Genomic DNA, 14,894 nt, shown 5'->3' with positions numbered 1-14,894 from the left:
GAGGTAACGATAGCAGCCTGTTGTTTTACAGAAGGTGCGGTGCCGCTATTTTTCTACAGGTATGGCGGGGTTAATAGGGGTTTTGGGTGTTGCCGCCCCGGGTGCACTGGCGGGCGTGGGCGTACCTGGTTTTGCGGGGAGCACGGGGGTGCCGCCGCCTCCGGGGTTGTCGTAGGTTCCGTCGGTTTTAACACGCATACTGCCTTTATTAATACCGCCGATCCAGGTCCATGATCTGTCACGGCTAACGTCAATAACTCCACCTTCGGGGGATCCGGTCCACCGCCATGAGCCGTCGGCGTTTACTGTGATGGTGCCAATGTCGCTACCGGTTGCGGCCCATGATCCGTCGGGGTTAACGTGCAGCTGAGTTCCGTCAGGGTTGGTGACAAACCAAGAACCGTCTGTTTGCACGACTGCGGTGTCGGTGTTGAAGGTCAGGGCGTGCACACCGCCGGGGTTTTCGGCGGGCTCGGTGTCAGCTGCTACGGATGAGGCAGTACCAGTGGGCGCGCCCGCACCGCTGGTGGTGCACCCGGTTAGAGCGAGGGCCAGCACACCGGTGAGAACCGTAACGAGAAGAACCGGTACGTTTTGAGCAGCCGTCATTGGCGAACCTTTCCGCATATCAGTCACGCACCCCTTATAGCTTGTGGTGGATAAAGGTAGCCCCGGGCCGGTACTAAACTGCACCGGCCCGGGACTCTAGATCGCCCTGTGCACGGGCGCTAGGTGAAGGATGCTCCCCTAAGAATTAGCTGTTAACTTTCTTGGGCTGCACAGGGGTCTTTGGAGAAGCCGCATCCTTTGACGGCTTCTCAGAGCTTAAATCTGGAACCTTAGGAATCTGAATATTAGCTTTACCATCTTCTGAAGTTCCGGTATTACCTGCAGCATCAGTAAATACCCAAGTTCCATCGGCCTTCACAGTAAAAATGTTACCGTTGCTATGCTTAACAACCCATGAACCATCAACAGCAGTGCTGATAGTTGCTTGGGCATGATTCATAACCCAGGAACCGTCTGCAGCAACAGCTATTTTGTTACCGCTTACAGTCGCAGTCCAAGATCCGTCAGGGCTCACTTTTGCGTCTTCCAGGCCCTCAGCTTCAGAACCCGAGCTTGAGCCGCTCTTAGCTGAAGCTGAAGAGTCAGCTGCACCGCTGCTGGAGTCTGAGCCGCTGGAGCTCTCGGCGGTTGATTCGGTGCTATCACTGTCTGCAGACGCACTGGAATCAGCTGCCCCGGAGGTGCTTGCGCTGCTGTCCGAGCTGGCACTGCTTGACGCGGAGGACGATGCGGAAGCACTGGAACTCGCGCTTGAAGATGCGGAGGAGCTTGCGCTGCTGCTCGAGTTGTTGGAGGCAGGCCCTCCACCGCAGGCGCTCAGTGCGAGCACACCAGCGAAGGCGAGGGAAAGTAGGGCCGGTGCTTTTTTGTATTTCATCGAGGGACCTTTCGGTAGTGTATATCGGTGTGTGTCCCCACCCCAGACGCTTATCCCAACGTATGTTGAGCCAGCATAAAGGCAAGGCGTGTCACTAGCGGCTACTTTCACTGGTGCGGAACCGGTTTCACCCCTAGCAGGCCGTTAAAGCACTGATATTCAGTCTACCTGAAAAGAACCGCTGACAACGTGGCGACACATCACACTTTCTAGAAGCACTATCCTGACGCTCTCACGACGAGAAAATACAGACTGTTTACGCCGCTGTATTTTTACGAAATCTCAACATTGTCATACCTTTTCCCAGTCACCAGTCAGGCATCCTGAGAATGAAACATTACACTTACCTCAATCATTCTCCGATTATTATTCAGAGTGGTCGGTGCCATCTCCATGCGGTAACCGCTGGGGCATTCTATTCATGTGCAGTTAGCAGCAGGTTACTTACTTGGAGAGATGGGGGTTCGTGGGTCTTTGACGTCAGTGTTCGGCTTAGCAGATACCTGGGGAGCAACTACTGTACCGTCCTTTGGTGAAGGGGTGCCGTCATCCTCAACAGCGGTGACTTTGCCGCTGAGGTCTTTCATGGTCCACGTCCACGTGACCCGCCATAGAAGATATCCAGCTTAGCCTTGGAAGAGCCGCTATCGGCAGCGGCGGAAGACTCTCCAGCTTTACCATTGGCGCTTGCGGAGCTGGACGAAGAATCAGCTTTGACCGTCTCCCCCGAAGATGCCGAGGCAGACACGTTCACATCCGCCGAATTACCCTTGCCGTCACTACCGGAAATCTTCACATTCCCGTCAGGACCAACCGACACATTCGCACCAGCAGAGGCTGGCGCAGACGAAGAAGCTGATGAAGAGAAAGAAGATTCAGGCGAAGACCCCGAAGAGTTCACTGAGACACACCCACTCAGCGCGAGCATGCCAGCCACAGCAAGAGACACAAAAACAGGAGCTTTTTGGACGGAAATATTCACCGTATTTTCTCTTTTCTTATTCGACAGCTAATCGGCTCATCAGAGTTGGGAGTAAAAGCACCCAACGGCCACATACGCAACCGCTAAAAGTTAAGAAGCTCACCCACGCCTTCAGGTTTCAGTACCTTATTAGCGTGGGTGAGATCCTTAAGCCTATTGTTTGGGCTGAACAGGGGCTTTAGGGGTAGTTGCTTTATCGTTCGGTTTAGCAGGTACCTGCGGAGCGGTGGGGGTACCGTTCTCAGATTCGAACGTCCCATTAGCGCTCACAATGGCGGTGGTGTTACCGCTGGCATCGGTTGTGGACCAAGCCCCATTCGCACTAACAGTAATCTCGAACCCGTCGGGCTTTTTCATAGTCCACGCACCGCTGGCTGAGACCACGATGTGGGTTCCGTCGGGTTTCTTCAGTTCCCATGCACCACTGTTCGCAACGGCCAGTTCCCCCTCAGACGATGAGGTGGAAGATTCGGAAGAACTGCTGTCAGAGTCCGACTCTCCAGCTTTACCATTGGCACTCGAAGAGCTGGACGAAGAATCAGCTTTGACCGTCTCCCCCGAGGACGCCGAGGCAGACACGTTCACATCCCCGCCCTTACCAACATTCACATCAGGACCAACCGACACATTAGCACCAGCAGAGGCCGACGCAGACGAAGAAGCCGAAGAAGCCGAAGAACTAGCCGACGATGAAGCCGATGAAGAGGAAGAAGAATCAGACGACGATCCTGAAGAGTTCACTGAGACACACCCACTCAGCGCGAGCATGCCAGCCACAGCAAAGGACACAAAAACAGGAGCTTTTTTGGAGGTGATATTCATCGGAAGTTCTTTCTTATGTGATTGTTAGTATGCGGTTATGCTATGCCCCAACGATTCGGGGCACCATCAGTCGCCTGTGTGTCTCCATTTGGCCTGTGTAGGCGGGGTTTTCCGCATCAGTTGAGACCTTTTAATTTTACTGTCGTTTTCTATGCCCCTGCTATGAAAAGCTATGTTTTAACTGTGAAAAGTACCCCATAATATGTGGGGAGCCTCCATATGTACGGCAACTGGGTGCCGTACCCGCAGCGGGTACAGCACCCAGCCTCAGCAAGGTCCGTGTTTTTGAACCGTTGAACGAGCCGGAGTCCCTAACCTAGTTTCTTAGTGGGCTGGACGGGGCTGACAGGGTTGGCGGCCTCAGCATTCGGTTTTGCGGGCACGTCCGGGGTGTCTGGCTTATCTGCTTTACCGTCGTGCTCAACCTGATTGTACGAGCCGTCAGGTTTTACCGTCACACTGTCGCCGTCGTGTTCGGTTTTAGTCCACGAGCCGTCAGGCTGCACCGATACGGTGTCACCGTCACGTTCGGTCTTGGTCCATGAGCCATCTGCTGCGACTGTGATCGTGTCGCCGTCAGCCTCTGTGAGGGTCCAAGCGCCGCCTTCACCCATGGTCACGTTGCCGTTTGCCCCACTGGATGCTGCACCCGAAGCTGCACCAGCCGCGCCACTACTTGCGGCACCGGAGGCACCACCAGAAGCACTAGCAGATGCGCTACCAGTTGCCGCACTGGATGCGGTACCGTCCTGAGTCGCAACCGCAGAAGAGCTGGCTGCTGATGAAGCGCTTGATGAGCTGGAGCTCGAAGAACTATTGGAAGATGATGCGTTATTAGAACCACCGCAAGCGCTCAGCGCGAGCGCACCGGCGGCCGCAATGGTCAGGAATGCGGAAGTTTTCTTGACAGATGCGTTCATTGTCTTGTCCCTTCAAGGGTGGTCGGTTGGCTACCACCGGGTGGATGCACAACCACAGCACATTATAGGATCAGGTGTGTGCGTCCCGTATGGGGAGGGAAATTGATTCTCGGTGCCGGTTCGGGTTCGTGGGGAACTGTCGCCAAATGCGAAGAATCTGCTGAACCTAATGTGATTGTATGTTGTCATCCTGTGGTGATATCCCCAGCTTATCAAGGTTTTCTATGTTTCCTCCCAGAAAACCTGTGCTTTAGCTGTGATAGTTAAATCTTAATATTCTGACTTAAGGATTTCGTTGCTGATATGAAAGGTGTTTGCTGTGCCGCACCAGCATCGTTACCCCGCTATTACTGTCTGCACCCGCCGGGGGCGATGCGTCCTGTTGGTGAGAACCGGGTGCCGCATCGGCGTTAATGCGGCACCCGGGGATGGGGGGGTGTCAGGTGGGAACGACGCTGTTCCCGTATGTTGTGGGAGATTCCCGCACAAGCAGGCTAGCTGTTGTCTGTTATGGATTTTGTGGGTTGTACGGGAGTGACAGGGGTAACTGCCGAGTTATCGGGTTTTTCGGGAGCTTTTGGAAGTTTCGGGGGCTCGTTGGATACTGCGCCCTCTTTAAGCACGCGGAAAGTGCCGTCGGCATCCACCCTCGCCGCTTCCTTTATCGGTTGTCCTTTTCCGAGCGCATCAGAACTGTTGTTTCCCTTCGGTCGGTTGCGGATCGCTGCCTCTCTCGGAGGTACCCGCTGTACGGGTTACGGCGTTAGCTCTACCCTATTCACCGCTGCTGTATGGCCGCTCTAAAAAAACCGGCTCTCAGCTGTGAAACCCCTAGGGTGCACCCAATAGAACCCTCAACTTTGACTTTATATTTTATGATTGTGTGTCAACGTAAGCGTTCTTGACGCACAAGGCACCCCCTGCAGGATGCCGAGGCTAAAATACCCGCAGCACCACCAGCAGAGGGCGCATACCGTTCACAAATATGATCTTGTACCGTTCGTTGGCGACGTCATTCTCTGGTGAGGTTGACCGTACCCGCTCTCAGGGTGCATAGGGCACAGGTGCGGCTATTTCACCACTGCCTTAGCCCGCCCCAGAGCTACCCGGGGAGATGGGCTGTGCCGGGTCTTTGGCCTTCGAGTTATCGGGTTTTGCGGGAGTACCAGGCTTGGCAGGGCCCTTAAAATCGTCTTTCTTCCCGGTACTATCGTACGACCCGTCAGCAGCGACGGATATATTGCCGTTCTCACCGGGTAGCTCCCAGGAGCGGTCTTTATTCACAGTGATGGAGCCATCCGGGCCATCAGCCCACGACCAGGAGCCGTCTGATTTCACGTCCAGCACCTTCGTATTCTGTGAATTGCGCACCTCCCAGGCCCCCGATGAGTGCACCTTAAGAGTCATCCCCTGACCGTTATAAGTCTGCCAAGCACCGCTATCTTCAACTGTGGCGTCTTTGGTGTTAAAACCTAAATCCCGTATGCGTTCGGTTGCCTGCGCTGTCCCGGAGCTGGAGGAGCTTACTTCCGTGCCTTTAATAGTTCACCGCCGCTGCAGGCGCTCAGTACGAGCGTTCCGGCAAACACAATGGTGGCGCAGGTAGCGATTTTACGGGTGTTCGTGGAGGTGGTATTCATAGTCGCATCCCTCAGGTAGATGTTTCAATGAGCTTCTTTAACCATAAAGTTATCCAAGCATTCATTTCACCTGTAAAGTGATGCGTGCACCTGGGAATATGCTGAATTTTACATATGCACTATTTTTACTTCAGCTGTTTCGGGGTCGCTGGAACAGCAGGGGCCGCTGCCTTTGCGTTCGACGGTTTACCAATAGCAGCGGGTTTTGCCGGAGTCTGCGGCTTACCTCCACTGGTCGCGCTATACGAGCCGTCAACCTTCATCTCAGCGATACCGTACGGCCCGCCCGTCCAGGTCCACGAACCATTGCGCTCAACGGTCACCATACCTCCGGATGGGTGGCTCGTCCAGGTCCATGAACCGTCGCTGTCCACCGAGAGGATGCCCTTCGTGCCGTTCACATACCATGAACCATCGTCATCAACTTGCACCGTGGTGCCCTGGGCACTGCGCGCTTCCCAGGCGCCATCGTTCTCAATGGTGGTGACTTCCTGAATCGTGCCGAACCCCAGATCAATGGTGCCCGTTTCGCTTTGTTGCGGAGATGCCGTTGATGCTTTGACACTGGGGGTCGCGCCAGCTGCGGCCGCACTGGCAGCAGCCGGGGAGCTGCTTGGTGTCTGCGCTGCCGATGCTGTCTTTTCAGGCTCTACAGGCTGGGCGTGGCCAGATGGGGTGTGGTCAGATGAGCTGGGGGACATGCCCAATGTAGCACTGGTGCTAGGCGATGCACTGGAGGCAGATTCCGAAGACGCTTTCGCTTTAGAAATTTCAGCCTGCGCCGAAGCCACCGCATCCGAAGCCTGCCGGGTCTCATTCGAGGTACCGCCGCAGGCGCTCAATAAACAGACACCCGCTACGGTACAAGAAAGCAGCACATACAGTTTTCGTGCGGAACTCTTCATCAGGGGGCTCTTTCCTCACGTGGTTGGTATGCCGCCCCAGCTAAGCGGCACAATGATTGTACCGGAAAATAGGTACCTCATGCCTTGTGAGTCAGCGCCCTGGCACACTGCAGTGTGCCATTATTAGCGAGGCTGCACCGGTGTTTTCGGCGTGGTCGCGTTCTGGTTCGGCTTCGCAGGGAGCTCAGGAACATCCGGCCGGTCATGTGAGGGAGCCCCGTCCTCAATCATCACAAACGAGCCGTCAGAGTTGACGGTGACGGTGTCCCCGTCATTCTCACGTTTCGTCCATGAGCCATCAGAATTCACGGTCACCACGTCGCCATCAGGCTCGGTTTTCACCCACGAGCCGTCCGGGTTTACCGAGACAACATCGCCGTCAGATTCGGTAGTGCTCCACCCGCCGCCAGCGGCAACTGCTTGAGTGTTACCCCCCGAGATATTGACGGAAGAACCGCCACCGTTCTGGGAGCCTTGCCCCTGTGTCGCTCCGCCCTGTGGCTGCTGTTCACCACCGTGCGGGGCAGCGGCGGAGGGGTTGGATCCGTTCTGGGCCGCAGGTGCAGGCGCAGCGGTACCGTCGGCACGTGCACTTGGTGCTGCGGCGGCCTCAGTATTCCCCCCGTTTCCCCCATTTGTCGCCTCATGAGCAGTATGCGCTGCTGTGCTCTCATGCACCGGTGCGGCGGTGGGTGCCTCAGAACGGTGAGGCCCACCGCTGTGGGAGCTGGCGGATGCTGAAGCGGACGGGGAAGCAGAAGCTGATTCTGATGCCCGTTTCGCCATCTCAGCCTGGGCTGAGGCCACCGCGTCCGAGGCCTGGCGGGTCTCATGGGATTTTCCGCAAGCGCCCAACACCAAAACACCCGCAAGAGCTAGGGGTACCACCGCATAGTATGTTTTCTGTCGGGGTGTCATAGGGAAAGTCCTTTTCTTGTCCTGCGTGTGAATCGCTGGGGGTTCCCGAAAGACGGAATAAACGCCGTATCTCGTAGCCCAGACGGACCCTGAACTGCGTGCCCCAGCGTGCGGGGTGGAGGCTTCTACCGGCGTGGCGCGGGGGCTGCTGGCCGGATAGCTACCATGCGCCGCCCCATCATTACCCATATCATAGCAACGTCCACTATGCCCCAGCTAAGAAAACCTGTGTTTTCCCTGAGAAAACCATGAACGCCCGGCGTGTCACACGTTATAAACCCTGTTTTCGGCGGGTGACCCACCCGAAACCGCCTACAATATTCGCCACATGTCTATCCCGCAGCCCCGCACAAAGCTACCCAGCACCTGTGGCTTTCACATCCTTTTATCTGCGGTATAGGCTGACTTTCTGCTTCGTATGCGAACCGGCCGCACACAAACAGAGCCGCCTCCCCACCGGTACGGCGGGGAGGCGGCTCTTCACAGTTTAGAGTCTCAAGAATTACTTCTTCTTGGTGGTCTTGGCGGCCTTCTTCTTGGTGGCGACTGCTGCCTTCAGCTTGGAGCCTGCGGTCAGCTTCACGCCGTGACCAGCGGGAATCTGGATGGTTTCGCCGGTCTGCGGGTTACGGCCGGTACGAGCAGCACGGTCGGTGCGCTCAATTGCCAGCCACCCGGGGATGGTGATCTTCTCGCCCTTGGAGACGGAAGTCTCGAAGACCTGGAACACTGCGTCGAGGACTGCATTAACGGTTGCCTGGCTCTTGCCAGACTTCTCTGCTACCTCTGCAACGAGTTCGGTACGGTTCTTAGCCATTAGGGTGCCCCTTCCTGAGACTTTAGATTTGCGACTAAGTCAAAGCTTTTTCCGGTGAGAAATAACTTTGCCTAGGTACAAAATACCAGAAATTACCAGCTCGACTTAGTAATGCCGGGCAGTTCGCCACGATGAGCCATCTCGCGGAAACGCACACGGGAGATACCAAACTTCTGGAAGGTACCGCGCGGGCGGCCGTCAATCTGGTCACGGTTGCGAACGCGAACGGGGGAAGCGTTACGCGGCAGCTTCTGCAGCGCCACGCGTGCTGCCTCACGCTCTTCGGGAGTAGCGTTCTCGTCGATCAGCGTCTTCTTCAGGGCAAGACGCTTCTCGTTGTAACGAGCCACAATGACCTTGCGCTGCTCATTGCGAGCAATCTTTGACTTCTTGGCCATTATTTAGCGCTCCTCTCGGAAATCAACGTGCTTACGTACGACGGGATCGTACTTCTTCAGCACCATGCGGTCGGGGTTGTTGCGGCGGTTCTTACGGGTCACGTAGGTGAACCCGGTGCCAGCAGTGGACTTGAGCTTGATAATAGGACGCAGATCCTTAGCCTTCTTAGATGCCATAATGCTAGATCTTCTCCCCGCGTGCGATGATGTCTGCGACCACGGCGTCGATGCCACGAACATCGATCACCTTAATGCCCTTGGCGGACACGTTCAGGGTTACCTTACGACGAAGCGAAGGAACCCAGTAGGTCTTCTTCTGAACGTTCGGATCGAATCGACGCTTATTGCGGCGATGCGAGTGCGAAATGCTGTGTCCAAAGCCGGGAACAGCTCCGGTCACCTGGCAGACTGCTGCCATGTTTCACTCCTTATGGTTGATTTTTATGACGGGTACGCAGTCGATGTTACTCGTAAGCGTCCCGTCACCAATGTAGAAGCACCGGGTTATTCGCCGGGCTAGAGTGTCCAAGACCGCCACCCGGGTGAGAGTCCGAGCAACAGCCCCCGCCGCGGGAAAAACGGTGAAGCTTAAAATTAGTGTCGAGAGGCGTTTTCACCACTACGAACAGCCTTAAATTCTAGGTAACTCAAGGCACTCTCGCAAGCCTAGACGCCGGTAATCCCCATAAATTTTGCGGATTTCTCGCTAAAACCTTAGGGTGCGCACCCTGTAGAGTACCCCGGAAACCACCCAGCATCAGGCCAGAGAGCCACCAGAATATTCTATCACTGTCCCGTATTGGCGCAAGTCAGAGCGCCTATTCACCCCGGTAGCGGATAGTTTTAGTGGGTGTTAGCGTGCTCCAAAACCTGAATAAATAACACAACTGAAATTCGCTGTGTGAGATTAATAGCTTTAAAGCACCGATTAAGACATTAAACCGCAAAAGCACAGGCCGCAGCCTTCCACACCAGCGGTGTTCCCTATGACCCAGAAACTACACCGCGTTCGCCGCATGTTTGCTGGCGGGCACACCCACACCGCTGCCAAGCTCCCGGGCAGAAGGCTCAAACAACGCTGGACGAAACGCCGCATACTTAGGCTGCAGCCCATCCCCAGAGCTGGTTCCCCGGATCCTACGCCCCACCCACGGCAGGGCGTGCTCCCGCACCCAGCGCGCGCTCTGCTCCAGCTCTTCACGGCGGCTCAACTCAACCGCTGGCGGCAGCTGCGGCTCCGGCACAGCGCCTTCAAGACCCAATAAAGACAGCACCCGAGCCGCAAACTTCTGGTGCCCATACTCGTTCATATGCAGCTTATCGGGAGCCCACAGCCGCCAATCCACAAAATCACGCATCCGCCAATAATCGACAATGTGCACTCCCCTGTTCTCAGCCACCTCACGGATCAGCTCGTTATACAAGGCCGTGCGCGGACGGGTGCGGGCAAATGGGCCTTCCCCCAAACTGTCCAGACCAGTCATGGTGAACACCTCAATACCCTCTGCACGCAAAAGAGCAAATGCATCATCCATGCGCTGCACCAACGCATCAATATCCACGTTGGGGCGTATGATGTCATTACCCCCGCCGTAAATACTCACCAGGTTCGGCTTCAGCTCAAGAGCCGGGGCCAGCTGCTCATCCATGATCTGGTCCATTAAATACCCGCGGATCGCCAAGTTTGCGTACTGCGCCTGCGCATCCCGGGCACCTATCGCATCAGCCACCCTATCGGCCCAGCCACACACCTGATTCGGGCGGGACTCATCAATATCGCCGACCCCCTCAGTAAACGAATCTCCCAAGGCCACATAGCGTACCGGCTCACCGTTCAGGCGAGCATCCTCATCAAGGTGAAGCACCGTTCCCTTCCCCTAGCTCTCAGTTTTGCCTACACGCCAGTATCCCATAAACGACACCTGCTCCTTTGGGGTTCCTGCCTCCTGCACGCTCGCCCTGTGAAGGCGTTTACCCATCGTGACTCCTCCCCACAACGAACATGTCGTGCGGGTCATTGGCGACACGGCAGGTATAACGTCATAGCGGGTGATATTGTTGAGGTTTTGCCGAGCGCCTTGAGTTTATTGTCAAACCAGTTGGCAGACTTATTTGAATTCTCTTCCCTAGAACTTGAGTCTGCCGGTCACCAACCAGCCGCTGCGGGATGCACGCTCGTAAATGGCGTGCGCCATGGTGCGAGCGTAGCTTTTTGTCACGTGGTTATCGTCTATGTACACGTAAACATTCCCGATGATCGGCTGGCAGGTTCCTTCAGGACAGTACAGGTCAGCCAGGTCGATGGTCACCGCGCCTTCGTACCGGTCTAACACCTCGCGGGAGGGGTTGGCGTCAGCAAGCTTCTCATTCACGGGACGAGCACAGGAGCTCATATCCGACCCGGCTTTTTGGGCGCACTCGTACACGTTGAAATCATAACGCGGGTTATCCCGCAAACCAATCACCTGAATCCCGGCATCGGTAAGTTTTTTGACGGTCTCATCCAGCGCCGGGTCGACCCGTTCCTCATTGGTTTTCGCATCCGCCACAGTTGCAGTTAACACCACCGTCTGAGGTTTGCGTTTGAGAAGTTCCTCGGTCACCTTATGGTTGAATTCGCTGCATTCGTCGGATGCGTTTACACCTCGGGTCGGGTACAGGCACCCTCCCAGCAGGTAGGCTTGCAGGTTGGTGTGGGTCTGCTCCGCGATCGGTTTGAAGGAAGCAATAGACTGCTCGATATGCGAGTTGCCCACAATAACGGTCAGCGGGGCATCATCCGCACCGTACGTTTGGATATTGCAGTATTTGGAAAGCGACTCATCCCTGGGTTTAAACACCCCATCGCAAGCCCCGTCCAGGCGCTCATACTGGCTTTTGGGGTCAGTAGAAGGGATGGGGTTGTCGTTTGATGTCACCCGGTTGGTACCGATGGCGCGCGCACCAGGGTACTCTGAGTGTTCATCGCCAGTACTCTGTTCTGCTTTGGCTACGGCTTTGGTGTTGGATGCGCTCACCCACGCCTGTGCACCGGCAAGCGGGATCCCTGCGAGCAGGAAGATGGCGACAAGGAAAGCAGCCTGATCTGCCCAGGTGCTCACCACGAACACTTTTTTAAACCGTAGTTTCATCATGAGCCAGGGCACGAAAGGGTCTTTACGGTACCGTAGCGGTTTTTCGATGAAACGGGTCAGCAGCCATGCCAACGCCACGGAGACCACAATAATCAGGGTCCCTTCCAGAAAGTCTACCCCGGTTTTACCAACAGCGGCGCTGTAGAGAATGAGGATAGGCCAGTGCACCAAGTACAGGGCGTAGGATATGTTACCCAGGTTCTGCAACGGTTGGGAGACCAGCAGCCGGTCTATGCCCCATTTGCTATTGGTGCGGCCAGCCATAATGACAAGTGCCCCCGAGAGCACCGGCCACAGGGCGAGAAAGCCTGGGAAAGACCGCTGCACCGGTAGCACGGCGCCACAGATGGCAAGCCCGATGATGCCCACCCAGCCCATAATGACGCGTGCTTTCTCTGGGGCCTTCCATTTGAGGGTGAGCATGGCCAGCAGGGTTCCGATAGCAAACTCCCAGAGGCGGGTGCGAGTGTCAAAGTACGCGTACCCCTGGTTTGCGTTAGTCTCAATGATGGAGAAGGTTAGGGAGGCCACGAACACGGTGTTGAAAACAAGCACAGCTGTGGTGAGCAGGTTCCAGTTGTGACGGCGCACCAGATAAGCAACAAAGGCGAACAGCAGAGGCCATAGAAGGAATATTTGTCCCTGGATGGAGAGCGACCAGAAGTGCTGGAAGGGGGTCTTCGCGGCCGCATTTTGGGCGTAGTAGTCCACTGAACTATTCGCTAGGTGCCAGTTCTCGTAGTAGAACAGCGAAGATTTGGCGTCGGCCATAATCTCAGGCCAACGGCTGGGCGCGAGAATGAAAAACGCAGCAATGGTCGTACCCGCAATGGTGATGGTAGCGACGGGTAGCAGCCGCTGGAATACGTGCAGCCAATAGTTAATGAGGTTCAGCGGGCGGCCCTCATTGATTTTACGGAGATAAGACAACGAGAGCAGGAAGGCCGAGATGAAGAGGAACACGTCCACTCCCCCGGAGACCCTGCCAAACCATACGTGGTAGAAGACGACCAGTAGCACTGCGAAGGCTCGCAACCCCTGAATTTCGGGGCGAAAGCCGCGTGTCTCAATGAAGTTTTCGAGGGTCTTAGGCTCCTGTGGGCGAGCCGGTGCGGTGCGTGCTGACGGTTGGTCTGACATGGTTGCCATTCTATGGTTGATGTGAATGCTTGCGGTTGGTTTATAGTTTGTATCGGTGTGCCCTGTATGAAAGAAAATCCTGATTCAGCGCATCCGCACAGGCGGAGGGGACGAATCAGGATTTTGGGTGAGCCCCCTACCGGATTCGAACCGGTGACCCTCGGTTTACAAGACCGATGCTCTGGCCAACTGAGCTAAGGAGGCATACGACCTCTAGTTTACCCTACGATGGGCGATTTCCTGCCCTTTTAGGCGCTCAGTATAGGCTACATCACTCCAGTTTATGTGTGGGGTGGGTCGCATACCTGACACATTTATCGTATCAGGTATGCGACCCACCTTGTGGTATGGCTACCCTGAGGTTATTTTACGCACCATACAGGCGACCATAGACCAGCCTGTTACTGCTGCTTTTTGGCATCAATCTTTCCTTGAACCCACTTAGGGAAGTCTTCGGATTTAGGCCCGGGGAACTGTTCCCCATCAGCGTAGATCGCCGGAGTGCCGTGCACACCGTTCTTGAGAGATTCTTCATTGACCACGTTCACGAGGGGGCGCCACTTGTTGTCGTTCAGGTCGCTCGAAATATTCGCCCCGTATTTTGCGGCGATGTCGGCGATCTGCTGGTTATTCAGGTCCCCACCGCCCTGCCGTTCAAAGAGTTCTTTCTGGAACTCCAGGTACTTATCGGCGCTCACCTGGTTTGCCACAGCATAGGCAGCGTTTGCGGTACGCGCGGAGTACTGGGTGGGTGATCCACGGTCCAGAATGATCATATTACGGTATTCCACGGTAATGGAGCCGTCCTCAACGAGCTTCTTAATGATCTCGTAGTTTGCCTGTTCAAAATCACGGCAGTGGTGGCAGTTGAAGTCCTGGAAGATCACCACGTGTACGGGCTTACCGTTCTTCTTGGCTTCTTCCGCTTTCTCTATGCCTAGTGGCAGGGTTTCCGGGGTGGCGCTTCCGCTGGCAGAGGGAGTAATGGATGTATCGGAGGTACCGAGTTTATCAGCGTCTCGCTGATCCTGCTTTGATGCGTTCTTGACGATTCCGTCTTTGGTAATAACGATACCGCCGTATTCGTTAGCACTAGCTGGCACGGGTCCTGCCTTGGGAATATCCTGCTTCTGCCCATTAATGAAGACAAAACCGACAATAATCACGGCCACTAGGACAACCGCTAGCACACCCAGCTGCAGCAGGCGACGGTTTGATTTTGTTGGGTTATTGCGTGCCTGTTTGGCCGCGATTTGACGGGCCTTTTCACGGGCATCGTTCGACATACCTGTTCCTTTTCTTGTAGGACGCACGACGCTGCGCCTTATCATTACCCCGTCTAGACTACCGAACTAGAGGATGCATATTCCAGCCATCAGTCGATTTCTGCGGAGTTTCGGAGTTTTCTCACGCTCTCAGCTTATTTTACGACGCAAATATATGCCTTTACGCAGATAGTGATGTCATGTTTCTCATACGGGGGTGAAGATACCAGGCGCCTTATAGCTCTGGTTTTTTGTGTAGACCCCAAACACCCCCACACACGCACGCAGCACACCCACACTAAAACCAAAACCCCACACACCCACACCCCCTGGGGGCACAAAAAAAAGAGGGCCCCCACAAAGGGGACCCCCACTCACAAAAAAAATTGCGGCAGCCATCTACTCTCCCACACCCACCAAGATGCAGTACCATCAACACCACAGGGCTTAGCAACCAGGTTCGAAAAGGAGACTGAGCGTTTCCCCCCGGCTATCACCACCGCAAA

17 protein-coding genes, 1 tRNA gene and 1 rRNA gene are annotated in these 14,894 nt (G+C 55.5%); all 19 read right to left on the bottom strand.

The window, feature by feature from the left end; genetic code table 11:
• Nucleotides 1-45 precede the first annotated feature (45 nt).
• A complete protein-coding gene (locus D8M23_RS10295) occupies nt 46-609 on the bottom strand; it encodes a hypothetical protein (RefSeq protein ID WP_126854706.1) in 564 nt (187 codons plus the stop codon).
• Between the two features lie 145 nt (nt 610-754).
• The gene (locus D8M23_RS10290) at nt 755-1,447 is read right to left on the bottom strand and encodes a hypothetical protein (RefSeq protein ID WP_126854705.1); all 693 of its coding nucleotides are present in this window, start codon (nt 1,445-1,447) and stop codon (nt 755-757) included.
• A gap of 440 nt (nt 1,448-1,887) precedes the next feature.
• Complete coding sequence (locus D8M23_RS11735; RefSeq protein WP_153274078.1) at nt 1,888-2,034, bottom strand: hypothetical protein; 147 nt, start codon at nt 2,032-2,034, stop codon at nt 1,888-1,890.
• On the bottom strand, nt 2,031-2,429 hold the full coding sequence (locus tag D8M23_RS10285; RefSeq protein WP_126854704.1) for a hypothetical protein: 399 nt from the start codon (nt 2,427-2,429) through the stop codon (nt 2,031-2,033). The genes D8M23_RS11735 and D8M23_RS10285 overlap by 4 nt, the downstream gene beginning before the upstream one ends.
• Before the next feature lie 153 nt (nt 2,430-2,582).
• Nucleotides 2,583-3,251 (bottom strand): hypothetical protein, encoded by a 669-nt coding sequence (locus D8M23_RS10280; protein WP_126854703.1) that lies wholly within the window; start codon nt 3,249-3,251, stop codon nt 2,583-2,585.
• A gap of 311 nt (nt 3,252-3,562) precedes the next feature.
• Nucleotides 3,563-4,171: a hypothetical protein gene (locus D8M23_RS10275; protein ID WP_126854702.1), complete on the bottom strand. Its 609-nt coding sequence runs from the start codon at nt 4,169-4,171 to the stop codon at nt 3,563-3,565.
• Between the two features lie 1,086 nt (nt 4,172-5,257).
• On the bottom strand, nt 5,258-5,578 hold the full coding sequence (locus D8M23_RS10270; protein ID WP_126854701.1) for a hypothetical protein: 321 nt from the start codon (nt 5,576-5,578) through the stop codon (nt 5,258-5,260).
• 358 nt (nt 5,579-5,936) lie between these two features.
• Nucleotides 5,937-6,716, bottom strand: coding sequence for a hypothetical protein (locus D8M23_RS10265; RefSeq protein WP_126854700.1), 780 nt, complete (start codon nt 6,714-6,716; stop codon nt 5,937-5,939).
• Nucleotides 6,717-6,839: 123 nt separating this feature from the next.
• Nucleotides 6,840-7,634, bottom strand: a complete 795-nt coding sequence (locus D8M23_RS10260; RefSeq protein ID WP_094758869.1) for a hypothetical protein — start codon at nt 7,632-7,634, stop codon at nt 6,840-6,842.
• A 502-nt stretch (nt 7,635-8,136) separates the two neighbouring features.
• Entirely contained in the window at nt 8,137-8,451 is a 315-nt protein-coding gene (locus tag D8M23_RS10255; protein ID WP_006889128.1) for an HU family DNA-binding protein, read from the bottom strand.
• A gap of 92 nt (nt 8,452-8,543) precedes the next feature.
• Nucleotides 8,544-8,849, bottom strand: coding sequence for a 30S ribosomal protein S14 (gene rpsN / locus D8M23_RS10250; protein WP_006889130.1), 306 nt, complete (start codon nt 8,847-8,849; stop codon nt 8,544-8,546).
• A gap of 3 nt (nt 8,850-8,852) precedes the next feature.
• Entirely contained in the window at nt 8,853-9,026 is a 174-nt protein-coding gene (rpmG, locus tag D8M23_RS10245) for a 50S ribosomal protein L33 (RefSeq protein WP_006889131.1), read from the bottom strand.
• A 4-nt stretch (nt 9,027-9,030) separates the two neighbouring features.
• Complete coding sequence (gene rpmB / locus D8M23_RS10240; RefSeq protein ID WP_006889129.1) at nt 9,031-9,267, bottom strand: 50S ribosomal protein L28; 237 nt, start codon at nt 9,265-9,267, stop codon at nt 9,031-9,033.
• 580 nt (nt 9,268-9,847) lie between these two features.
• A complete protein-coding gene (locus tag D8M23_RS10235; protein WP_126854699.1) occupies nt 9,848-10,714 on the bottom strand; it encodes an SGNH/GDSL hydrolase family protein in 867 nt (288 codons plus the stop codon).
• 12 nt (nt 10,715-10,726) lie between these two features.
• Nucleotides 10,727-10,828 (bottom strand): siderophore-interacting protein, encoded by a 102-nt coding sequence (locus D8M23_RS12310; RefSeq protein ID WP_143536391.1) that lies wholly within the window; start codon nt 10,826-10,828, stop codon nt 10,727-10,729.
• Between the two features lie 147 nt (nt 10,829-10,975).
• Nucleotides 10,976-13,123 (bottom strand): acyltransferase family protein, encoded by a 2,148-nt coding sequence (locus tag D8M23_RS10230; RefSeq protein WP_238693852.1) that lies wholly within the window; start codon nt 13,121-13,123, stop codon nt 10,976-10,978.
• Nucleotides 13,124-13,253: 130 nt separating this feature from the next.
• A tRNA-Thr gene (locus D8M23_RS10225) sits at nt 13,254-13,327 on the bottom strand.
• 197 nt (nt 13,328-13,524) lie between these two features.
• Nucleotides 13,525-14,409, bottom strand: a complete 885-nt coding sequence (locus D8M23_RS10220) for a DsbA family protein (RefSeq protein WP_006889125.1) — start codon at nt 14,407-14,409, stop codon at nt 13,525-13,527.
• Nucleotides 14,410-14,774: 365 nt separating this feature from the next.
• Nucleotides 14,775-14,892: ribosomal RNA gene (rrf, locus tag D8M23_RS10215) — 5S ribosomal RNA — on the bottom strand.
• Nucleotides 14,893-14,894 lie beyond the last annotated feature (2 nt).

The organism is Rothia sp. HSID18067, assembly GCF_003989445.1.
In the GTDB taxonomy this organism is placed as follows: Bacteria; Actinomycetota; Actinomycetes; order Actinomycetales; family Micrococcaceae; genus Rothia; species Rothia aeria.
Note: the sequence above shows the minus strand (reverse complement) of the source record. Positions and strands in the feature narration are given on the sequence as shown.